This is a genomic window from Bacillus sp. 17RED48, from assembly GCF_019837545.1.
GTDB lineage: Bacteria > Bacillota > Bacilli > Bacillales > Bacillaceae_G > Bacillus_A > Bacillus_A wiedmannii.
In genome coordinates this window covers 346,807-368,479 of record NZ_JADAXG010000003.1, presented here as the reverse complement: position 1 = coordinate 368,479, position 21,673 = coordinate 346,807, and the positions used below count along the sequence as shown (strand labels likewise).

The following is a 21,673-nucleotide window of genomic DNA, read 5'->3' as shown; positions in this document are numbered from 1 at the left end:
CCTCCTTATGGTAATTCCTTTGTAAACCTTTTTATTTAAATGTATAATTGTATCAAAAGTCTAAATTTTCAGAATCAGAGGACGGCGTCATGAAAAGTTTTGGTACGTTAGTAATCTCTACCGTCATTTCAGCAGGCTTAGTGTATTATAATATCGATTCCTTTTATAATACATTTACATCCGGGAATACATATTACTGGGTAAACGGTATCCTAGCTGCTGGATTCCTTATATCCTTAATTATCAACATAAAAGATATCATCAAGAAAAACTACACAACTTCTGAATCAAATTAAGGAGCCTATTATGGTTCCTTTTTCTATGCAAAATAAAAAAGCAGCTGTTAAGCTACTTTGAATTCTTCTTATCCCCAAATGAAATGATATATATATTCTCCCGTTACACGTTCATTAATTCCAGCGATTCTAGCGAATCTCATTAAGTCCGCCCCTTGAAGAAAATACACCGAGATCGTAACTGGTACTTGTGACCACATGAATTGATAAAGCTCATTCATTCTCTGATTCGTCGAAACGATTAAATCATTTACAGGTCCATGATTCCATGCAGAGGTTTGAACTGAAGTGAACGGAAGGTCTTTCCCATTAACCACTATTCTTACCACACTTTGAGTTATGTCCATAACAATCCCCTCCACCATTACAGAATTTAGACCTGTTTCTATACTCATATTCTTGATTAATAATAAATGTTTAAGGCAACCCCCTATTTTCATTTCTACTCAAAAACAATTTATTTGATAAAATAAAAAAGCAGCGCATTCGCTACTTTAAAATGTCCATTTTGTTCAAATTCACGTTTAATGTGTACTAATTTATGTTTTTTCTTCTAAATAGACCAACGATATATTATAATCCTCTATATACCCAAGGAGGTTTACCATGCTTAATTTTCATAAAACATTCCCCATCTTAGGATTCTTTTGGTTTTTATACGGTTTCATTGGCCTCATCTTTTTATTACTATTCCTTAGCCTGTCGTAACAGCGCTTATTAATATATGTTTAATGTATAATTTCTATATAACAAAGAAAAAAGCATTCATGTCCCATTGTTATTCCTCGCTTTCTATTAAAAGGATTATTTTGTTAAAAATTGATTCTAATTTATAACCTCTATATTTTGCTTTTATTTCCCATTAAAATTGAATAAAACTATTTTGAAAACATAGGAGAAAGCTATGAAGCATAACCTCAATCTATGGTCCTTTATATGCTCTTTGATTTGCGTTGGACTATTCCGTTTATATTTTGAAATTCCACTTGAATTATTCAAATTTTTCACGGATTCATTACACATTCACCCTTTATTTATATTACTAGTTTTAACAATAGGAACTTTTTTTGCTGGCATTATAGGATTTTCTAAGATGAATAATTGGATCGCGATGCTTAGGAGTGTAGCAACAGTCTTACTAACATTGTTATTATCAGTGTTTTTAACACTAACTTTGATTGTGGGTTATGCATTAAGTTAAACGTAGTTTTTTATGAGTAAAACTCAATATTCCGTCAATAATATAGATGACATTAGATTTTTCTCTTTGTTCCCCCTTGGAGATGAGCAGTTAGTTTTTGCTAACTGCTCTTTTATTTATAACAAAGATAAGATTCTTTAGAATGATTCTTCTTTATTTCTCAATATAAGGAGCCTTGGATTTTCATTAAAACTCCTGTAGTATATGAACAAAGAGTAAGGTAAGAGTTACTCTTTGCCATTTTAGGAAAGGTTCTGTTGGAAACAACAGGACCTTTTTTTTGTAAAGAGATGGTTTTGTTAAATTTTTCACCACTAACCACAAAAAATATCTTATAATCGTTATATAATAAATTAAAATAATTGATTAGGAGTAGATCAAATGCCAGTTACACTAGAACTTATTCTTTTCATTCTTCTAGCAATTAGCGCTATTGGCTATTTAGTAAAAGAATTTCAAAAAACTAGGAAAAGAACACTTGGAATTTCACTAGAATTCTTGGTTCTTTTCTGGTCAATATGGAGAATATCGACTATCATAATCTGATTTGTAAAACATGAATTCCTTCGAATAAAAATCAATATTATGTCCATAATGTTGATAGGCTGTATGCCAAAATCCATTTAGTTTTCTCTGTATCTCCTTGTATTGAGCAGTTAGTTTTTGCTAGCTGCTCTTTTATTTATGAAAAAAGATAAAATTTTTTATAATGATTCTTCTTTATTTTTCAATATAAGGAGCCTTGGATTTTCATTAACACTCCTGTAGTATATGAACAAAGAGTAAGGTAAGAGTTACTCTTTGCCACTTTAGGAAAGGTTCTGTTGGAAACAGCGGAACCTTTTTTCGTGATTTTAAGGTACTAAGGCAAAATGAAATATTTACCACGAAGGTAATTGTTAAATATTTTACGCTTATACAGTATAATGGGATAGTTATTGTGTATTGGCATTAAGAGGAGCGTCCTGATTAAGCGCTTCTCTTTTTTTATAAAATAGCTCCAAATTACTTGGACACATTTACCAGTTTATTCAACACAAATATCATGTTAAAATCCCTTTTGAATACGACATAACTCAACTTGGTGAAGCCCTGTAATATTTCCTGTAGGGCTTCTTTTTTTACAAGCAGTTATTTCATTAAGCTGGCTACCTTGTTGTGCAAAATAACGATTTTGTTCACTTTTTTGATACATTTATAAAACATTCATATGTTATCTTCAGTAAGTTCTATTTCCTTTATAATATTGTGTGAAGTATACCAACGAACGAAGCCTAAAAAACTCTAATAAAGTAATGAAAAAAAACTAATTTCTCTACAAAACATTGAGAAATTAGGCTTTTTAATAGAAAAAGTAGCATTCATAAACAATGAATACAGTTTAACTCTTCAATTCTATTTTCACAGATTCATATATTCTTCTAAAGTTAGTTTTTCTTTATATATATTTTTAGCAATATCTCCTACGTAGCGTATATGCCAAGGCTCATAAGCATATCCAGTAATATTCTCTTTACCTTTTGGATAACGGATGATAAATCCTGCACGATGTGCGTTATCTTTTAGCCATTTTCCTTCCTTCGTATTTGCAAAGGCTAGCTCTAGCTCATTGTTTGCACTTTTAGAAGAAACATCCATCGTTAATCCTGTTTGATGTTCACTATGCCCTGGCTTTGCAGAGAAGCGATCCGTATGCTCTTGCCCTTTCTTTTTAACATTGTTGGCATACAGGCCTTTTTGATACTCATAGGAACGAAATCCTGAAACAGCATTCAACTGGATCTCATCTTGCTTAGCTAAAAGGAATAGTTTTTCTAACGCTTCTGCTGCTTCTTTACGAAGATGACTCTTTTCTACCGTTCCACTAAATGAGAACGGTACATTTGGTACAACTAAATCCTCTGGCATATAGTCTTCGGGTAAACCATATTCCTTATTTACTACAGCCTGTACACTAGCAAAAGAACTTGCTATCTTATTTGAAGTCCTATTTTGCTTACTATTTTTTTCTTTATTTATGGAGTTTTCACTAGTTTCATAGTTTGTCTTATATGGTTCTTTACCAATAGATATATTGGTATAAATGATAAAGATACCTAACATTACTACTATACAAGTTAAGGTTCCTACTAATTTAAGTCTCATCATTCATTTCCTTCCTGCAACTCCTACTGTTACTGTTACTGTTACTGTTACTGTTACTGTTACTGTTACTGTTACTGTTACTCATTCATCATACTTCAACCATATCAAATCCATATTAATTCCCTGTGAACTTTTCTTCATAACGTATTCCTTAATAGATTGATAGTATATCTTCCCGTTCTTTTGGCACCCTTAAAATATCCGCTCTATTCATACATGTAGAAATATAATCTAAAAATTTTTATAATAAGATAAGAAGTGTAGCATTCTATTATAGAAAGGTCTTGGTATAATGCTAGGTATTGATGTCAAAAAAACAAAAGAAGAGTTAATTATTTCATGGCAATTTGCGGAGGTCACGATTCCATTACGTGATGTAATCGAGGTTGCCGAAGATGATACCTATGCGGGTGTTGAAGAACCAAGTGCAATCCGTATCGGAACAGCATATGGGACAACTGATCGTATATTAATTAGAACTGTAAAACAAAATTATGTATTATTTACTACAAACAAAGTGTCAATTTTAAAAGCTATTCTTGCTTAAATATGGTCATATAAATAGACTCAAACAAAGTTCGAATAAAGCAAAAGAGAGAAGTCATAGAATAGACTCCTCTCTTTTGCTTTATTCGAAATAAATTTTATAATCCATACTCACTTCAGTATAGATTTTACAACATAAGTACGTCTTACTGTTTCGATTCTAATATTACTAATCTTATTAAGACCAAATCCACACATCATCATTATTTTGAGTGCTATTGTTTATCTCATGCACTTTTTCGATATGATCAACTGTGTTGTAATTAATAGAAATGCCGCCCCAACCTACATACTTCATATCAATTTTCACTTTCTCACCTGTTTTAAATACTTGCCCCTTTGTTAAGAACACGTCAATAACATCTTTCTCCCCATTTTGTGATGGATACTCAACTACGACATATGTAGTCGCACTGTCTTCCATCGTACCTACTTCTGATACTTCACCAATCACATAATCAGGTGAGCCATTTTCTTTTAAATGCATACCTAATTTGTTTGTCGTATTCTCAACTTCTGTTGCAACCATATATTCCGTGAAGTTACGCATCATAGATCCAGTTGCTTTTACTTCGTCTCCTACTTTCACATTTGAAAGATTTTCTATATACACACTAACTGGTTCTTCGTATTGTTTAGATTTCACAACAATCACACCATGGTCCACTTCTACTACGCGTCCTTCTAACGTCGAGAAATTCGTTTCAATAGAAGCTGCACTCGCTTTTGTTGCTTCTAATCCTGGTAGATTTGTTCCTGATAATGCTGCGAATCCTAAAGCACCTGCTAAAATTAATTTTTTCATACCCATTCTATAACATCTCCATTCATGATAATTGTATTTGTTTGATTGGTATCGGCCAACCTGTAACTATTATAGTTACAGGTTGGCCAGAATTGCAACCATTTTATTGATGCAATCTTACATACTACATTTTCGCAATATATCTATGTAATTTTCTTATGCCTGCTTCTAACTAACAAAAAATAACTTGATAAGGTAATTAAAAGACCTTCTATTTACAATATAATCCTCGTTAGAACACAATAATGCAAACAAAAATATGCCCCCCAGATTTGTCCTCAGGTTTTGTTGAGTTTAAATTAAAGCCTACTTCTCCCTGATGTTTCCCCTTTTTATTAAGTACTTCAAATCTACCATGTTGTGTATCTAAAGCATAAAGATATTACATTGTCTAAAAAGGGCGTAGTACTGGTGTATTCAAAGGAAAGTTAATTAAAAACAGATGGATTCTAATGAATTGTGTACAGTTTAGCAGTATATTATGAACATTATCTTAAGGATAATGGTATCACTTTATTCAGTATGTTGTTTCTTGTTTTTTCGTTGGTAGGTTTACAATAAAGAGACGATAGACATGTCTCACCTGCATATGAACATAATCGGACCCTGTTTTACTGTAGAAGTTTAAACAGGCGAAGTAACACCCTCGAACAATCGCGGGTGTTTTTTTATATTGTATGAAATGGATAAAGAGCATAGCCTTTAATTAAATATACCAATACATTAATTGGCTAAATAATACAAACGGTATGAAAAGAATAGAATTTCTACTCTTTTCATACCGTTTTACATTTGTTCATAAGTATCATATGAGATTCGTGGGAAGATGGCAGCATTTCTTTATAAATAAGACTCAAAAGTTACCATACCTGATAAAGGAAATATTAATGTAACTCTAGTTCCTTTATTCATTTCAGATTCAATGCCAATTTTCAATCCTAATTTTGAACACAGTTTTTCGCATAGATACAAGCCCATTCCTGTACTTTTGCTAAATCTCCTTCCATTCTCTCCAGTAAATCCTTTTTCGAAAACTCTATTTATATCTTTAGGTATTATCCCTACTCCATTGTCCTCTATGGTTACTATTACTGAGTTAGCTTTCTTAATTGAATATATACGTATCATTGATTTTTTGTTATTTGAGTACTTTATGGAATTTCCTATTATTTGATTAATAATAAATTCAATCCATTTCCCATCACTATATACAATCTCATCAATATCCTGTATATCTAATTTTATTCTCTTATGAATAAAATCTCTATAATTTCTTTTAATTACAGTTCTTACTACATCATCAAGGTTGATTGGTTTTATAATATAGTCCTTACCGACATTATTGCTTCGAGAATAATACAGCACCTGTTCTACAAACCCTTCGATTCGATCCAATTGGGAGTCTATTTTATTAGTTACTTCATTTTGATTATTTTCAATTATTAGCTTTGTAGAAGCTATCGGCGTCTTAATTTCATGTACCCATGTTTCTATATATTCCCTATAATCCGATTGCATATCTCTATAATATTTTACATTTTCATGCATATCTCTACTTACTTCTTTCAGTATAGCGTTAAGCTTTTCCCCATGTATAAAGTTTGATTCCTTTACTACCTCTGGAAGTAGGTATTTTTTCTCCAACTTTTCTAATATGCCATTAATCTCATTATAATAATTTTTACATTTTATAAATTCTATAGCCATATATATAATCAATGGAAAAAACCAAATACAAAAGACAAAGAATATTATAATGAACTGAACATTCACAGTCAGCAATATACCTGCTAGTATAATAAATAACAGTACATTAAATAGTATTACTACCATTTTATCTTTAATAAATTCACCTATATTCATGGCATTATATACCCTAAGCTTCTTCTTGTTGCAATTGGATTTTCTATACCTATCTCTTCAAGCTTTTTTCTTAATCTATTTATATTAACAGTTAAGGTGCTATCATCCACAAAATAATCAGATTTCCATAAGGTTTCTATGAGTGAATCTCTTTTTACAATATATCCGCGATTATTTATTAAGCATGAGAGTATTTTAACTTCATTTTTAGTTAACTCTACAGACTTGTCTTGATAAGTAACTGTTGCATTTGAGAGATTTAAATTAAAATCTCTATAAATTAAGATATGATTCGTCTTTAAATCTCCAGATGTTCTTCTTAAAATGTTTGTTACTCTTGCTAATAGTATTTCTGTATTATAAGGCTTTGTTATAAAATCATCTGCTCCTAAATTCATACTTATTAGTTCATCTACATCACTATCTCTGCTTGTAACCATGATGATTGGAACATCTGAAGTTTTACGTATTTCTCTGCATATATAATAGCCATCGAACACAGGAAGATTTATGTCTAGTAATATAAGGTCTACATTCTCACTTTCTATATGTTTGATAATATGATTAAAATCTGTGGGAGCCTTTACTTCATATCCATACTTTATAAAAAAATGTTGTAATTCTTCTCTGATGATTTCGTCATCTTCAATCAGAATGATTTTTTTCATGACTTTTCCCTCCCTATACAGAATATAAGGCTATTACATCTTGAGAAACAAAGTGTAATAGCCCTAATAAGCATTATAAAATCAAGTATTACTTTTTACAATATTTTTATAACCGACATATGTCGTGTAGAAATATACTACATAAACTACAAGAAATACTAAGCCTGTCATCAATGCTGGTAAAATAATGTCTGTTTGTTGAAATCTGTTAATATAATAATTGACTACATAAATTCCAACTATAGAATGAATTATGGCAAGAAAAACTGGAAGACTAAAGTATACGAACGTTTGAATGAAAATCGTTTTGTCGATCATTGTTCCGTTTGAACCAATTCTCTTCAAAGATTTATATCGATCTATGCTATCACTGGCTTCTGATAATTGTTGAAGAGCTAATACAGCCATACTCGTTATTAAAAATACAATACCTATATATATCCCAATAAACAGTACGATAGTTTTCAATCCCTTACTTCCTGCACAAACTTCATCCTTTGATTTGCCTGCTATACGATTAATATTTAATTTCGGGCCATTTTCGTCATAAAAGCCCCGTGCAACGTTATCATATTTTTTATTATATTCTTCTCTATTTCCATCTAAATAATTTACATTAAGTACGGATTCAGTAATTTTGTAGCCTGATAAAAACTCATCATTTATAACGATTGTGAAGTAATTAGTTCGCACATCATAAGTGTAAAGATTCTCTTGTATAACTTTAGCGTTTTTTACCAAATATTCTTTTTCTTTAATATTCACCTTATTGCTATTTTTTAATCTTTCATTTGTCGAATTAGCCAACCGGCTTTCATTTGATAAAAGTAAAATTTCATTGTTATTTAAAGTGATTTCCTTTTCACCTTTAAGATTTAAAATTTTATTATAATCAGATACTTTAATGAAATCTATATCGTTATTATAATCTTTACCTTCTGGTACAAAGTCCACCACTTCCATCCCTGTTCGATATACATTATAAGATACATATTTTTCGTTATTACTTATTTTAAAATTAGCTTTATTTAATACTTCTTCTATAGTGTAACTTTCATCCTTATTCTCCAACGTAATACTGGCATCAAATGGTGTTATTTCTTTCGTTGTGGCGTCCATCATTCTGTTAAAGCTGATTCCTGTAGATAAAGCCACCATTGTAAGGAATAACATTAAACAAATTACAGACATGGATATAAAATTTGTATTAACCTTACTATTTATTTGTTTGATGATAAATATATTTAAACCTTTAAAATAGACTTTTTTATTCTTCTTTACAACATATAATATAAATCCAGATAAACTAAAGAAAAACAGCAATGTACCTAATATGCCAAGAATGATTGATACCACGAGCATAGGATTAGTAAAATTCAATCCGATTTTTAGTACAGTCACATATGCATATCCAAGTGATGCTACACACATAATAAATGTGATTACATAGATAAGAGGATTTCTAAATTTTACATCTTCGTTTTTTCTACCTGCTGTTAACAAATCAATTATTTTGTATTTAGAAACAACATATACATTAAATAACATAACAAGTAAAAACATGATTCCAAAGTATAATACGCTTTTACCTATAGCACCTGTTGAAATTGCAAATTTATATTTATTGATGGGCAAGTCAAATAGCTTTAATGCAAATGTAGATAACCCCTGCGATACTCCAATACCTATTATAAGTCCACTCACTAAAGATATAACGCCAACTAGAAATGTCTCTGTTACTAATATTCTGGATATGTTTCTTCTTCCCATACCTAAAGTCATGTATATTCCTAATTCTTTTTTACGTTTTTTAATTAAGAAATTATTTGCATACAATATTAAACCACCTAATATTACGGATACAAATACTGACACATTTGAGATAGCGTTCATTACTGTAGGCACATACTTTCTATCTGAAGCGTTAATTTCCATAAGTGCCTTTTGTGATTCTATTGAGTTAAAGCTATAAAATATACAAACAGCCAGTGTTAGTGTTAAGAAATATATTGCATAATCTTTAAAACTTTTCTTTACATTCCCAATAGCAATCTTAGAGTACATTATTATCGTCACCTCCAAGAAGGGTTATAACTTCGATAATTTTAGTAAAGAATTCTTTTCTAGAATCATTCCCTCTTACCAACTCAATAAATATTTTTCCATCTTTAATAAAAAGAATTCTACGAGCATAGCTTGCTGTAAATGCATCATGAGTAACCATAAGTATTGTAGCTTTTAAATCCCTATTAAGACTTTCAAATCTTTCGAGTAATAATCTAGCTGATTTAGAATCTAGCGATCCTGTTGGTTCATCTGCAAGTACTAAAGATGGATCTGTTACGATAGCTCTTGCCGAAGCAACCCTTTGTTTTTGTCCGCCTGATATTTGATAAGGGTATTTGCTTAATACTTGTTCAATGTCTAAATATTTTGCAACAGCTTGTATTTTGCCATCAATTTTTGAACTTTCCTCACCTTTTATAGTTAACGCTAGGGCAATATTTTCATAAGCAGTAAGGGTATCTAATAAATTAAAGTCCTGAAATACAAACCCTAATTCATTTTGTCTAAACTTATCTAGTGACTTTGATTTTAACCGAGTAATGTCACTATTATTGATTATTATTTTTCCCGTAGTAACATTATCAATAGTTGATATACAGTTAAGTAATGTAGTTTTTCCGCTTCCTGAGGGGCCCATTATCCCAACAAATTCTCCCTCATCTACCTTAAAACTAATATTATCTATAGCCTTTGTAACATTATCTTTATTACCATAATATTTTTCGATTTTTTCTACATTTAATATATTTCGCATTAATACTTCTCCTTTTTCATTATAAAAATTCTTTAACTCTCCTTCATTTTATATAATTTCATTAATAGTATCGGTGGAATTACATTTCATTAACATTACATTTTTGTTATATTGAGTGATACCTCTATATGTAAGTTATCAGGAATCGCAGTGGTATACATACGGTTTATTCGATGCCTTACCAAATGGACAGATAAATATAGGGATATCGGTTCTGGTGCAAAAACGATAATCTTTATGTATGTCGAACAATTAAGATGGCTTCCTGCCATCCCTTGTTCGAAGCCAATTCATCTCCCACCTACTCACTGGGCTGTAACCCTTCACGCTCATTGAGAAAGGAGTTTTCTTGGCTAAAATGATAAAAATAGTTACTAAAACATCTTTTTAAAATGTGGTTGCTCAATATAACATATAAGCTTTATGTATCCTTAAGTTCAATCATATCGAGAATTCAACTAGTCCTTTATAGAATAGAATGTTATGGAAGTTTTCCAAGTAATTTTGAAATCCCTGTCATTGCCATGTATTTCTGTAGCTTTGAAATAAAGTCTTATCAAAAATATTGAACAAGATCATATTTTACAGCATGAAAAAGGAATCTATTTTGACAAAAGATTAATCAAAACTCAATTGTTTTTTTGAAGTAATGCAATATCGCCACTTTTTTCAAAACCTCGCGTCTTTCTTAAAAACATCGTGACTTTATTTCAAACCCACAAATACTGTAAATAAGACTAAATTACTAACATAAAAAAGCACATCTTGTAAAAAACAGATGTGCTTTTTTAAAATTTTTATGCGTTTTTACGTTTTAAGAAAATAACTCCACCAACAATTAACAGTAATGCGCCTACAGCCATAGAGATCCAACTTGTAAGGTCTGCACCTGTTTGCGGTAACCATCCAATTTTAGATTGAACTTCTTTCTTAGGTTGTGGTTGTTCTTTTGGTTGTTCTGTAGTTGGAGTATTTTTATCTTGATGCGGCTGTTCTGGTTTTGGTTGCTCCGGTTTTACTTCTTTAAATTTCACTGTCTGACCCTTATCTTCGATGTCAACGTGAATAGCTACCAAGACATTATCTTGATACAATTCTTCAAACACTACCACTTCTTTACCTTGTAATGCAGAAGCATTGAATGTGAAATCGAGTGTGATAGAACTATTCTTCTCTTTAGCAGTAAACTTAGATTCTACTGTTACTTCTTTACCACTTACTAATAATGGTTTTTTTGTTGCTTTATCCATTAGTTTACCTTTTACTACGTACTCTTTACCCACGATTAAGTCTTTGTATTCAACTTTATCTTGGATAGTTACTGTTTTAGAAGCGTCTAACTCTTTAGAACCATCAGCTTTATTTGTAGCTGTCGTTTTAATTGAAGGCTCTACAAATCGAACTGTTTGACCTACATCGTTAATGTCAGCGTGAGTTGCAATTACTTGCCCTTCATGCAATAAATCTTCGAACACAACTACTTCTCTTCCTTGCTGTTCAGCACCAACGAAAGTAAAATCTAATATTACAAAACCATTCTTTTCTTTTGCAATAAATTTAGTCTCAGCTGTTACTTCTTTACCATCAATTAATAATGGTTCGTTCATAGCTTTGTTCATTAATTTTCCTTTTACAGTGTACTCTTTACCAACAACTAAGTTAGTGTACTCCACTTTATCCTGGATTGTGATAGAATCCTTTGAATGTATCTCTTTTCCACTATCAGCTTTGTTTGTAGCAGTTGTTTTTACTGATGGCTTAACGAACTTAACTGTTTGACCTTTATCATTGATATCAGCATGTGTAGTAACAACTTTTCCGTCTTTCAGTAACTCTTCGAATACTACTACTTCTTTTTCTTCTAAACCAGTTGCATCAAAAGTGAAATCTAGTGTAATAGAACCGTTTGCTTCTTTTGGTGTAAACTTAGTTTCAGCAGTTACTTCTATACCATTTACAACTAATGGTTTATTAGTCTCTTTATCCATTAATTTACCTTTTAAAGTGTACTCTTTACCTACTTGTAGGTCTTTGTATTCCACTTTATCTTGGATTGTTACAGACTTAGAAGTGTGCATTTCTTTTGTACCATCGGTTTTATCAGTAGCTGTTGTTTTTACTGATGGAATCTTTTCATCTTTGACAATATGTTTAATGATTTGACCATTCTCTTTGATCTCAAAAGAGAATATTTCTTCATTCAATACATAACCTTTTGGTGCAACAGTTTCTTTATATGTGTATTTTCCAAATGGTAACTTTTCAAACTTCGCGATACCTTTATCGTCTGTTTTCCCTTTAACTACTTCTTTTCCTGCTTCATTATAAATAGTAAACTCTGCATTCGGAAGCTTATTGTTTCCATCAGCTACATCAACTTTTGTAATTTCTAGATCACCTTTGATAAGATGATTAACTGCTAATAGCTCAATAATTTTTCCGTGTTCCTTTATTTCGAATACAATTGGTTCTGTAATAAGAACGTAACCATTTGGAGAAGCCTTTTCTACAAATGAATATTTACCATACGCTAAATCTTTGACGTTAACTTCACCATTTTTATCTGTCTTATATTCCCCAATTACTTTCCCGCTTGCATCTTTTAGCTCGAATACTGCACCTTCTAATTTTTTACTGATATCTTCATTATCTACTTTTAGTAATTTCACACTACCTTTCACTTCTGTATTTTCCACTGTAAAAGTAAGTGTTTTATTGTGCTCTTTAATTTCAAAAGGATACTTTGTTTTATTTCCAATATATCCATTAGGTGTTTTTGTCTCTAAGAAATAATATTTACCATACGTAAGACCATCAACATTTGCAATTCCATTTTCTTTTGTTACTACTTTTTTCACTTCTGTTCCATCTTCAGTAAAGACCGTGAATTCAACATTAGGTAACATCTTACCTGAATCACTAAGTTTTTTTATTTCGATGTTACCTTTTACTTTGTTGTTTACTACTTGAACAGCTCCTATTTCCCCTGTCTTAACTTCAATAGTTTGTGGTTTATCACCTGAAACATAACCTGTTGGTGCTTTAATTTCTTTTACTGTGTAGGTACCAATTGGTAGGTTATTTAATTCTGCAGTACCATCAGCACCCGTCGTGATTTTTCCAACTGATTCATTATTTGCATTAAAGACTTCAAATATTGCACCAGCTAATATTTCTCCATTTTCCCCAACCTTTTTAATTTTTAAAGAACCAGCAGCTTCCCAATTTACTGCAAGGTCACTACTAAGCTTTTCCTCATTTCTTTCTAGTAGCACTGTAGCATTCTGAACAGTATCAGTACCGCGATAAGCAATTGCTTGAACCTTAGTTAAATTTGCAGCAACACTTAGATTAAATTCACCTGTTTTTGTATCTTTAGGAATTTGGATACGGAATTTTTCCCCAAGTGAAAGCTGATCTTTCACTTCTCCATTTTCACTAACAATTTTAACTCCATTAGGTGCATTTTTCGCTACTACTTTATAAGAACCACTCTTAGCATTTGTTTGTACTGTGTATAGGTTTGTTTCAAAAAACTCACCCTTTAATTCTGCCTTTTGCTTTTCAGCAGGAATCACATTCATAAAAATATCCTGAGTATCTTCACTTGTATTTGCAGCATTAATAATTGTCTTAGCCGCTTTTTCAACATTTTTATTTTCATGCTTTAATTCATTTACATCAAGTTGACCTAATGCATTCCAAACCGCAAGCTGGGTTGCATAATGTGCTTCATTCTTATTAGCTACTCCCAGTTGTTCTATACTTTTTTGTGGGAAACCATTTAATAGAACCCTATATACTACATTATCTGTTTTCCCCATTTCAGGAAGATCTTCACCATTTGGTGATTTTAAGCCAAGAGTTAAACAATAAGCAATTTGACCGCTTGAATTTTTAATAATTTCAGTTCGGATATCCTTTCCTAAACTGTTGCTATAACTCCAGTTCATTGAATACTTTTCATGCGTCATAACCTCCGCATTTGCCTTCGGTAGAAACACATTCAAGAATAATGCTAGTACTGATAATAATGCAAAAACTCTTTTAACAACTCTTCTCCCCAATTTTAAAACCTCCCTAGATAAAATGAATCTGATGTATTATTCAAATATTTAAAATAATCACAACGAAGATATTTCATATTATAAGACATAAAGTTACAAATATTATATTATTTTTACAAATTATTTATTTTCTCAACATCCACTATAAATTATAATATTTAAATATTTAATTTCATAAAAGTAACGATATTAGGATACCTTAACAAAATAAGAAACTTGGTAAAATACTAGAATAACGGTAGTTGGAGTACGGAAACGATTCTTGGCATGAAGGACCACTACAAAGATATTTTAATATGTAAACAGATATTTTCAGATTGAATATATGTATTAATAATGAAATTTTATTGCATTTACACCTGCAATGTTTATATAAAAGATTGTAAATTATGTTTTTATAGGATTTTTTCTATTAGTTTACTGGAAATTTGCATTATTATGTGACAATAAATATCATTGTATTTAATATAAAATGATATAAAAAAAAGGGTATGCAAATAATTATCAGAACTTTCGATTAATTAATTATACTAAAATTAGTATTAAGAATATTAGCAAAAAAAGTAACAACGTTATTACAAAGTTCGAATATTGGTCTAAGTACCCTAGCATCTCAATGGTAACCTCTTGAATACTTTTACGTCTTTAAATAAATTAAAATAACAAAAAAATAATAATTTTTAATTTTTTCTTTGTAATTTAATAAGTTGCATGTTAATATGGCGAAGGTTATAAAATGGATTTCGCCATATACAATGTTTTTTCGGAATATTCACTCCAGAGAAATGTAGCTATTTTAGTAATTTGCTTCATCTTTTACCTATACACGGGCTACTCTCAATTTTTTTGTTCATAAGTAAAAGTAACTTTTTATTCTATATTCCTCATCAATTTTAATATAAATGGTAAAAAAGCACTTTTTCAAGTGCCCTTCCTTTTCTTTTTTTAAAGATAGAAAATCTAATAAAATCAAACACCTAGATTAAACACAGACATAATCCTACTTACAAACTCTCAGAGAGGTATAAACTATGGGAATTCCTACACTATTATTAAATACATTTATTATTATTATTATTTGTATCCTTAGTTACCAAGTATTTTGGCTAGAACATAAAGAAAAAATGGCATGTAATAATATATTAATTTCTGTACTTTCCTCCATTGCAATTATTTTTTGTATGACTTTTCCTTTTCATTTACACGCTGGGTTCATTTATGATTTACGTTTTATTCCCATTATATTAGTTTTTCTATATGGAAATACAAAGAGCATTATTTGTATTGGAGTTTTATATCTTTCTTATAGATTTTACTTAGGTGGAAGCGGGGTCTTCCCATCATTTATTATCTTTACTATTATTTCTGTTATTACAATCATGTTTCGTTACTTGTCACCTACTTATTTCAAGGAAAAGAAGATATTATTAAGTATTCTACTTATTTTGATATGTACAACTTCCCTTTCTATCTGCGGTATTGTAACGCAAATAGATACAGGTGGTAAAATTGACTCTACTCTCATTGAATTTTTATTCAATTATATAATCATAAATATTTTCACAGTATTATTATCAGTTTATTTAATAGAAGGAATGATCAAGAAATATAAAATAAAAGAAAGAATGCAAAGAGCAGAAAAATTTTATATAGCTAGCGAACTAGCTGCATCGATCGCGCATGAAATTCATAATCCACTGACCACGGTACGTGGATTCACTCAATTACTAAATGAAGATGAGAGTGCTAAGATGTCTCAAGATAAGTACTTAGAAATTATGTTACTTGAAATGCAGCAAATACAATCTACTATTAATAACTATTTATCTTTAACCAAACCACAAAATATTATAAAAGAGGAACTAGATATTAATTACATATTAAATCAAGTGAAAGATAATATTTCACCACTCGCGCTTTCATATAATGTTGAAATAAAACAGCATATTACAACAGATTCCCTTTACATAAATGCTAATCCTGAAAAATTAAAAATATGTCTAACCAACATCATACAAAATGGAATTGAGGCTATGAAAAATGGTGGCGTATTACAAATAAATATACAAAAAATAAAAGATAATATTGTAATTGATATCATTGATACAGGAATAGGAATGTCTTCCCAACAAATAAAACGTATTGCCTTGCCATTTTATTCAACAACAGAAAAAGGTACTGGGCTTGGTACTATGATTGCGTACAGTATTATTAAAGAATTAAACGGAGATATAGAGATAGAAAGTGAACTAGGAAAAGGAACACACTTTTCTATCACTATCCCCTGCTAATATAATAGAAGATTTATTTAAATGATATTATTTTGTGGCTAATATACCCATATAAAAAGAGGACGTAACTATTCGTCCTCTTTTTGTATGGTTCTGGTTCAAAAATAAAATACAAATGAAGTTACTACAGAAAGGATAAGGAAAATAACATCAAAAAATGTAGGTACACTCGCATAGATTGCACCATCTATTTTATCCCCCCATCTTTTATTACATCACTGCCCCATTAAACAAAGAACCAAACCAGTCTACAATCCAATCGGTCATCCAAGAAATATCGAATGGTAAATCTTCATTTTTTATTTGTGTAGGAGCAACTCAGTTGAAAATTTTCAAATTCTCCTCCCCCTTCATTAAAAATTACCCCCTTTACTTTAAGTATATAAATTTCCTTAACCAAAACTAAGAAAGTATTAAATCATACTTGATTAAATAGAAGAACCACACTTATGATTAGAAATTTCATTTGTTACATTTGTACACTCGCTTTTTGATAACTATCCGTTGCATTTAGCTTTGTCCCTATTTTGGAATGTGTAATGAAGTACACATTCTTTATTCTGTTTTTATTGACATAGACGAGGTTTATACATTTCATGGTGATACAAACTGAAGTACCGAATAAAATAATTTTTAAATATTACTACATAATTCACTCGATTTAAGAAAATAAAATTTCACAAACCTTCGATGATAACTTCTTGGTTTATCGGATAGAACATATGTATGGAAAAATGCAACATAATATCGGTTTTTCTAACCTTGTAAATGACTTAATATATATCTTTGCGTATTTATGTCTTGGCGTTTTAATGCCGTTACTAATTCTCGATTAACATCTGATACAAGTAATGGTTCTCCATATATATCAAATAATCTTATACCCAATTTACTTAGAATCCGTATATTATTAAGATTCCTACTCTCTTGTGTATAACTAATAATATTGCGTAAATTAATCCCGAAACTTATCATAAATTAACGCTCCCTCTTCAATTTAAATAGATATGGATATACTTCTATTTATTTTCGAGGAATCCCTTGAAGCTTAATAAGCCCTATATATTTCTCAATACCATAACAATATAAGCTCTCTTTTTTTCTACTATAGTGCTACGCCACCTCTTATAAGAAGTATTCAATAGGTAACAGTTAATAAATCAAAAAAAATCCATTAATGAAACTTGTACTGTCTTAACTATACTTTTTCAAATTTACAAGCATGGACGATCGGATAATTCAGAATATTCTGTATATTAATGAAAAAAATCGTAGTTAAATTTAATGTATCTATTTCCTGTTATTATCAGAATAAGCCTTTACAGAGAAATGGGGGATATTATGACTGTTCAAGAAAAAAGTAATAAGCAATTGATGGAATTATTACATGAATGGTATGAAGAAATTCGTTTATATCATGTAAAAGAAGCACAACAGACATATCTACAAATAAAAGAACGTTTAAAGGAAATAGAAATAGACCAATATGTATCATTCTATTATTCCCTACTGAATTTTAGATATAAAGTCTTGGTAGATGGAATGAGTATTACAAAAGATTCTTTTAATCAAATAGAAAAACTCCCTAATATCAAAGAGGAATTTTCATTTTTAGCTTACTATTATTATTGCTTTAAGGCAATCCACTCTACAATTTTAGCAAATTATACTGAAGCGAAAACACACTATGAAAAGGCAGAAGAACTTTTAATTGATATACCTGATGAAGTAGAAAAAGCCGAGTTTGAGTATAGATTTTCAACTTACTGTTATCAATCTTATCAACCATTTGAAGCGATTCAACATGTAGTAAAAGCCAAAGAAATATACCGGAATCATGTAGGCTATGAAATTAATATTGCTTTATGCGACAATGTATATGGACTGGCTTGTATAGATCTAAGAGAATTTGAAAGAGCGGAAGAATGTCTCAATACGGTTATTGATGTTTTTAAGAAGTATGATGAAGAACAATTATTATTACGAGTACGATCCAATTTAGGCTGGTTATATAATATTCAAGGTTTATATCCATTGGCGATTAGACAGAGTTCTGAAATTATAAATACCATACCGAACCATTTTAAAGCATTATTTGTCTTAGCAAGAGCATATTATAAATTAGAAGGCGTTGAAACAGCAAAAGCATATATCGAGCAAGGAATAAAGTATACAAATGAATCAGGAAATGAGGAATATAAGCATCGTTTCGCAGTTTTAAATGAACTAATCACAGAACTACCTAGAATTAAATTAGAAAAAGTAGTTACTGATGCAATTTTTTATTTTGAAAAAGAGGACATGTGGGATTGTGTAAAAGAATATGCAGAGATTTTAGCACTCCAATTTTACGAAGCAAATAATCATGTTAAAGCGAGCAAATATTTCTATATTAGCAATAATGCTGATAAGAAACATTTGAGAAAAGGAGCGTTAAAGTAATGAAAAAAATAAAAAAAGTGTTATTAAGTATGGTAGTAGTAAGTGCATTAGCATGTAGCATGATCAGTTTAAATGTATCACAACACTCTTCGTTTAATGGTGGAGATACGCCAGCACCAACAAAACCGATTGTCTCTAGTGGCGTATCTATTGATTAACGTAATACATTTTTCTCACTTTAAAAACCGGAAAATTCAGCCTCTTAATCTTTAAAAAATGTTGAATAAAATGGATAAAATATTGAACCCCTAGTCCGAAACATATTTGTTTCGGACTATTCACGTTCTTCTTTCAACTTTTCTATATAATTGTGAGCAGAATGAAAAATATTAAAAAGTTGATTGAGAAAAAGCACTGCTAAAATCTTCAGCAATGCTTTTCTATTAAACGTACCATGAAAATGAGCGTCTACTTTCTTTTATTCATGAGTACTATAGGTTCATATATTTTTACTTTAATTTCAAGATACGTTCTATTTCCTCTACATTCAACTTACTTGCTTTTGCAATAGTTGCAAGCGGTACACCAATTTCATGCATCCCTCGAATATCTTACCTTGCTCAATGCCTTTTTCCATACCCTCTTGTTCTGCATGTGCTAGCTTAGCTTGTTCATCTAGAAGCAATTTCTCTCGAGCTTCATATGCTGTTCGGAAAGTAGAATCATGGCTCATATTTTCCCATTTCCTTTCGTTCCAAATAACTGTTTAAAAGAAAAATCAATGCGTAAATTTACTAATTTGGTGGACAAGGATTTTCTCTTGTCTAAATTTACTTAGCATACAGTGGTCATATATTTTTAAGAATAACGGAAGAATATATAAAAAATGCTACATAAATGTGAAGTTTGAAATAAGCATAAACTGGTTGGTGGATCAAGGTTTAATCATTAGCTAATAATTGTTGAGGTCTATTGTACGTTGAAAAGGCGGAGTCTCTTTGAAGACTTCGCCTTTTTTTATATAGGACATGAATGGTCTCGATACCTTTTTGTGGGTTCAGTTATTCCTTTACCACTCTCCCCTTAAAATTCTCACAAGTTCTTAGATGTCATCTCAATTTTATTTTTAAAAGATGAACGTAACATTGTATATATACTAAAGTGCTTCATAAAATTAAACAAAATAGGAATTTATATTCGCAAATGGAGAGGTATCTAAAAATAAGTATCTAAAAAATACTAATATTCCCTTAAAAATGTAAAGTTTTTTATTGGGATGTATGAAGAAAGTGTTAAGAGGATCTTGACTGTCGAGAGTTGTTTTTTTATTAATTGTATCCAGTATAATTAGGCCGAAAATATAAAGAGAAATTATATAAGCTATTTCATCCTACTATGTTTTTTTGTAAAAATCGAATAATTATGAATGTATATTGAAGGAGGATTTATAGTGGAGAATGGAAAGCCAAAGGTTATTGTGTATACTGCCTTATTTGGTAATTATGACTCAGTGAAAGAACCCTTATTCATAGATGAGAATATAGATTATATATTATTTACAGATAATGGAGGTATACAATCGGACAATTGGAAAACTAAAATATTAGAAATACAAAATTTAAGTTCTAGAAAAATGTCTCGTATACCTAAAATATTACCTCATAAATTTCTACCATCCCATGATATTAGTATTTATTTAGATGCAAGCTTCCAATTACAAACACAACATATACATCGAATGATTACAGATTGCTTAGAGGGACATGAAATAGCTTTATATAAACATCATTGTAGGAACTGTACTTATGAAGAAATAGAAATTTGCAAGCAAATTGGATTTGAAAGCCCAACCATTGCAGATCGAGTTAGAAAAAAATATTTGAAGGAGTGTTTCCCTAATAACTGGGGATTATTTGAAAATGGATTTATTTTAAGGAAAAATACAGAAAATATAAATAAACTAAATAAAATGTGGTTTATAGAATATATATCAGGAAGCGAAAGAGATCAATTTTCTTTAATGTATTGCTTGTGGAAATTGGGAATCACTGCAAATTCGATAAAAATGGGGAAAGATATATATAATAATCCTTATCTTAAATGGTATAACCATTTATAAAGGTTGTTGGGAATTTATTGAGAATATTGTGAGAAGTGAAGAATAAGCGATTGTTCCCAAATTATATTGAATCTCTTTTGCTGTTGAATAGAAGTGCTAATTACTTATCTAATCATTGACAGACTCCATCTCTTAGTAGATTTTTACCTTTTTGTTTATATATGCATCCCCCATGCCGGTTAGTCCATTTGTTTAATAGTAAATTTTATTAATGAAATAACAATCTAATAACTGTGTGCGCAACAGACACCTCTCTTTCTCCACGAAAACTTAAGCCATACCGAAGGTACACCTCATCGTAAATAAAATAATTTTTGGTTGATACTATTTCCACATAAAATCTGCTGGTTTTGCCCTACTAAATCTTTATCCTTTGTAAGTATGTCTCCTCTGTACAATCTAACTTTTCAGTAACTTTATCCTTTTGTATTAGGACATTCAACCTCTTGTACTAAAAACAATATTTATA

General features: G+C 30.4%; 17 protein-coding genes and 3 pseudogenes. 7 read left to right on the top strand and 13 right to left on the bottom strand.

The window, feature by feature from the left end:
* The first annotated feature begins 89 nt into the window (after positions 1-89).
* Positions 90-296, top strand: a complete 207-nt coding sequence (locus ILT06_RS14715) for a hypothetical protein (protein WP_088047108.1) — start codon at positions 90-92, stop codon at positions 294-296.
* 68 nt (positions 297-364) lie between these two features.
* On the opposite strand, the gene ILT06_RS14710 is transcribed toward ILT06_RS14715, so the two are convergent.
* Complete coding sequence (locus tag ILT06_RS14710) at positions 365-643, bottom strand: hypothetical protein (protein ID WP_229135873.1); 279 nt, start codon at positions 641-643, stop codon at positions 365-367.
* Positions 644-1,200: 557 nt separating this feature from the next.
* Between ILT06_RS14710 and ILT06_RS32520 the strand changes: the two genes are divergently transcribed.
* On the top strand, positions 1,201-1,497 hold the full coding sequence (locus ILT06_RS32520; RefSeq protein ID WP_002142559.1) for a hypothetical protein: 297 nt from the start codon (positions 1,201-1,203) through the stop codon (positions 1,495-1,497).
* Between the two features lie 1,048 nt (positions 1,498-2,545).
* Here ILT06_RS32520 and ILT06_RS14705 read toward each other — a convergent pair.
* Both ILT06_RS14705 and ILT06_RS14700 read right to left on the bottom strand, forming a co-directional pair.
* Positions 2,546-2,692: a hypothetical protein gene (locus ILT06_RS14705; RefSeq protein WP_179194442.1), complete on the bottom strand. Its 147-nt coding sequence runs from the start codon at positions 2,690-2,692 to the stop codon at positions 2,546-2,548.
* A 206-nt stretch (positions 2,693-2,898) separates the two neighbouring features.
* Positions 2,899-3,642 carry a M15 family metallopeptidase gene (locus tag ILT06_RS14700; RefSeq protein WP_064475985.1) on the bottom strand — a complete coding sequence of 248 codons (744 nt, stop codon included), beginning with the start codon at positions 3,640-3,642 and terminating at the stop codon, positions 2,899-2,901.
* Positions 3,643-3,934: 292 nt separating this feature from the next.
* Here ILT06_RS14700 and ILT06_RS14695 point away from each other — a divergent pair, with 292 nt between their 5' ends.
* Entirely contained in the window at positions 3,935-4,189 is a 255-nt protein-coding gene (locus ILT06_RS14695; RefSeq protein WP_222655237.1) for a SunI/YnzG family protein, read from the top strand.
* Between the two features lie 177 nt (positions 4,190-4,366).
* On the opposite strand, the gene ILT06_RS14690 is transcribed toward ILT06_RS14695, so the two are convergent.
* The 6 genes from ILT06_RS14690 to ILT06_RS14665 all read right to left on the bottom strand — a co-directional run bounded on the left by ILT06_RS14690 (position 4,367) and on the right by ILT06_RS14665 (position 14,412).
* Positions 4,367-4,999: an ATP F0F1 synthase subunit alpha gene (locus tag ILT06_RS14690; RefSeq protein WP_064475910.1), complete on the bottom strand. Its 633-nt coding sequence runs from the start codon at positions 4,997-4,999 to the stop codon at positions 4,367-4,369.
* An 834-nt stretch (positions 5,000-5,833) separates the two neighbouring features.
* Positions 5,834-6,856, bottom strand: coding sequence for a sensor histidine kinase (locus tag ILT06_RS14685; protein ID WP_064475911.1), 1,023 nt, complete (start codon positions 6,854-6,856; stop codon positions 5,834-5,836).
* Positions 6,853-7,524 (bottom strand): response regulator transcription factor, encoded by a 672-nt coding sequence (locus ILT06_RS14680; RefSeq protein ID WP_000720526.1) that lies wholly within the window; start codon positions 7,522-7,524, stop codon positions 6,853-6,855. Before ILT06_RS14680 ends, ILT06_RS14685 begins: the two co-directional genes overlap by 4 nt.
* An 81-nt stretch (positions 7,525-7,605) precedes the next feature.
* Positions 7,606-9,588: an FtsX-like permease family protein gene (locus ILT06_RS14675; protein ID WP_000286987.1), complete on the bottom strand. Its 1,983-nt coding sequence runs from the start codon at positions 9,586-9,588 to the stop codon at positions 7,606-7,608.
* Positions 9,578-10,345, bottom strand: coding sequence for an ABC transporter ATP-binding protein (locus ILT06_RS14670; RefSeq protein WP_064475912.1), 768 nt, complete (start codon positions 10,343-10,345; stop codon positions 9,578-9,580). Before ILT06_RS14670 ends, ILT06_RS14675 begins: the two co-directional genes overlap by 11 nt.
* A gap of 797 nt (positions 10,346-11,142) precedes the next feature.
* Positions 11,143-14,412, bottom strand: coding sequence for a VaFE repeat-containing surface-anchored protein (locus tag ILT06_RS14665; RefSeq protein ID WP_222655236.1), 3,270 nt, complete (start codon positions 14,410-14,412; stop codon positions 11,143-11,145).
* A gap of 1,031 nt (positions 14,413-15,443) precedes the next feature.
* Between ILT06_RS14665 and ILT06_RS14660 the strand changes: the two genes are divergently transcribed.
* Positions 15,444-16,703 carry an ATP-binding protein gene (locus ILT06_RS14660; RefSeq protein ID WP_222655235.1) on the top strand — a complete coding sequence of 420 codons (1,260 nt, stop codon included), beginning with the start codon at positions 15,444-15,446 and terminating at the stop codon, positions 16,701-16,703.
* A gap of 122 nt (positions 16,704-16,825) precedes the next feature.
* Here ILT06_RS14660 and ILT06_RS32515 read toward each other — a convergent pair.
* Positions 16,826-17,006: pseudogene (locus ILT06_RS32515) on the bottom strand (hypothetical protein); the annotation flags it as partial.
* A 453-nt stretch (positions 17,007-17,459) separates the two neighbouring features.
* Positions 17,460-17,678, bottom strand: a complete 219-nt coding sequence (locus ILT06_RS14655; RefSeq protein ID WP_085311983.1) for a hypothetical protein — start codon at positions 17,676-17,678, stop codon at positions 17,460-17,462.
* Positions 17,679-18,044: 366 nt separating this feature from the next.
* Between ILT06_RS14655 and ILT06_RS14650 the strand changes: the two genes are divergently transcribed.
* On the top strand, positions 18,045-19,145 hold the full coding sequence (locus ILT06_RS14650) for a response regulator aspartate phosphatase (protein ID WP_222655234.1): 1,101 nt from the start codon (positions 18,045-18,047) through the stop codon (positions 19,143-19,145).
* On the top strand, positions 19,145-19,303 hold the full coding sequence (locus tag ILT06_RS14645) for a Phr family secreted Rap phosphatase inhibitor (protein ID WP_000721406.1): 159 nt from the start codon (positions 19,145-19,147) through the stop codon (positions 19,301-19,303). Before ILT06_RS14650 ends, ILT06_RS14645 begins: the two co-directional genes overlap by 1 nt.
* A 291-nt stretch (positions 19,304-19,594) precedes the next feature.
* Here ILT06_RS14645 and ILT06_RS14640 read toward each other — a convergent pair.
* Both ILT06_RS14640 and ILT06_RS32510 read right to left on the bottom strand, forming a co-directional pair.
* Positions 19,595-19,830, bottom strand: a pseudogene (locus ILT06_RS14640) (Rpn family recombination-promoting nuclease/putative transposase); the annotation flags it as partial.
* Positions 19,831-20,026: 196 nt separating this feature from the next.
* A pseudogene (locus ILT06_RS32510) lies at positions 20,027-20,134 on the bottom strand (IS6 family transposase); the annotation flags it as partial.
* Positions 20,135-20,535: 401 nt separating this feature from the next.
* Between ILT06_RS32510 and ILT06_RS14635 the strand changes: the two are divergent.
* Positions 20,536-21,204, top strand: a complete 669-nt coding sequence (locus tag ILT06_RS14635) for a glycosyltransferase domain-containing protein (RefSeq protein WP_257155488.1) — start codon at positions 20,536-20,538, stop codon at positions 21,202-21,204.
* Positions 21,205-21,673: the final 469 nt, after the last annotated feature.

What these genes read in the sequence shown, in the direction of transcription:
- ILT06_RS14660 (WP_222655235.1), top strand. Translation starts at nt 15,444, where the DNA reads ATGGGAATTCCTACACTATTATTAAATACATTTATTATTATTATTATT.
- ILT06_RS14695 (WP_222655237.1), top strand. Translation starts at nt 3,935, where the DNA reads ATGCTAGGTATTGATGTCAAAAAAACAAAAGAAGAGTTAATTATTTCA.
- ILT06_RS14700 (WP_064475985.1), bottom strand. Translation starts at nt 3,642, where the DNA reads ATGAGACTTAAATTAGTAGGAACCTTAACTTGTATAGTAGTAATGTTA.
- ILT06_RS14655 (WP_085311983.1), bottom strand. Translation starts at nt 17,678, where the DNA reads ATGATAAGTTTCGGGATTAATTTACGCAATATTATTAGTTATACACAA.
- ILT06_RS32520 (WP_002142559.1), top strand. Translation starts at nt 1,201, where the DNA reads ATGAAGCATAACCTCAATCTATGGTCCTTTATATGCTCTTTGATTTGC.
- ILT06_RS14650 (WP_222655234.1), top strand. Translation starts at nt 18,045, where the DNA reads ATGACTGTTCAAGAAAAAAGTAATAAGCAATTGATGGAATTATTACAT.
- ILT06_RS14685 (WP_064475911.1), bottom strand. Translation starts at nt 6,856, where the DNA reads ATGAATATAGGTGAATTTATTAAAGATAAAATGGTAGTAATACTATTT.
- ILT06_RS14680 (WP_000720526.1), bottom strand. Translation starts at nt 7,524, where the DNA reads ATGAAAAAAATCATTCTGATTGAAGATGACGAAATCATCAGAGAAGAA.
- ILT06_RS14715 (WP_088047108.1), top strand. Translation starts at nt 90, where the DNA reads ATGAAAAGTTTTGGTACGTTAGTAATCTCTACCGTCATTTCAGCAGGC.
- ILT06_RS14710 (WP_229135873.1), bottom strand. Translation starts at nt 643, where the DNA reads ATGGACATAACTCAAAGTGTGGTAAGAATAGTGGTTAATGGGAAAGAC.
- ILT06_RS14705 (WP_179194442.1), bottom strand. Translation starts at nt 2,692, where the DNA reads ATGTATCAAAAAAGTGAACAAAATCGTTATTTTGCACAACAAGGTAGC.
- ILT06_RS14645 (WP_000721406.1), top strand. Translation starts at nt 19,145, where the DNA reads ATGAAAAAAATAAAAAAAGTGTTATTAAGTATGGTAGTAGTAAGTGCA.
- ILT06_RS14690 (WP_064475910.1), bottom strand. Translation starts at nt 4,999, where the DNA reads ATGGGTATGAAAAAATTAATTTTAGCAGGTGCTTTAGGATTCGCAGCA.
- ILT06_RS14675 (WP_000286987.1), bottom strand. Translation starts at nt 9,588, where the DNA reads ATGTACTCTAAGATTGCTATTGGGAATGTAAAGAAAAGTTTTAAAGAT.
- ILT06_RS14670 (WP_064475912.1), bottom strand. Translation starts at nt 10,345, where the DNA reads ATGCGAAATATATTAAATGTAGAAAAAATCGAAAAATATTATGGTAAT.